At 54.2% G+C, this 661-nt stretch carries 1 pseudogene; it reads right to left on the minus strand.

The window, feature by feature from the left end:
* Positions 1-661 (minus strand): annotated as a pseudogene (locus tag EYW48_RS21370) (hypothetical protein); the annotation flags it as partial.

Consider the following 661-nt stretch of genomic DNA (forward strand, 5'->3'; position numbering starts at 1 on the left):
GGCCAGCTCGGCATTCGCGTCAGCCAATGCGTCTTGCTCGGTGTATTCCGGCAGTTCCAGCTCATCAAGCGCTTCGTCTTGCTCTTGAATTGGGGCATCAACCGATTCGGCTTCTAGTGAAGCGAGCGCGCCTTCTTCAACCGGCTCTTGCTCACTAACCTTTTCTGGTTCGAATGAGGCTAACGCCTCTTCTTCGCTGAACTCGGGTAGTGACTCATCATCAATCGCTTCAAACGTTTCTTGCGCCACTGGCTCTGAGCTTTCTTCGGCCAGCTCGGCATTCGCGTCAGCCAATGCGTCTTGCTCGGTGTATTCCGGCAGTTCCAGCTCATCAAGCGCTTCGTCTTGCTCTTGAATTGGGGCATCAACCGATTCGGCTTCTAGTGAAGCGAGCGCGCCTTCTTCAACCGGCTCTTGCTCACTAACCTTTTCTGGTTCGAATGAGGCTAACGCCTCTTCTTCGCTGAACTCGGGTAGTGACTCATCATCAATCGCTTCAAACGTTTCTTGCGCCACTGGCTCTGAGCTTTCTTCGGCCAGCTCGGCATTCGCGTCAGCCAATGCGTCTTGCTCGGTGTATTCCGGCAGTTCCAGCTCATCAAGCGCTTCGTCTTGCTCTTGAATTGGGGCATCAACCGATTCGGCTTCTAGTGAAGCGAGC

This window comes from Vibrio sp. 1180_3 (assembly GCF_029478545.1).
In the GTDB taxonomy this organism is placed as follows: Bacteria; Pseudomonadota; Gammaproteobacteria; order Enterobacterales; family Vibrionaceae; genus Vibrio; species Vibrio aestuarianus.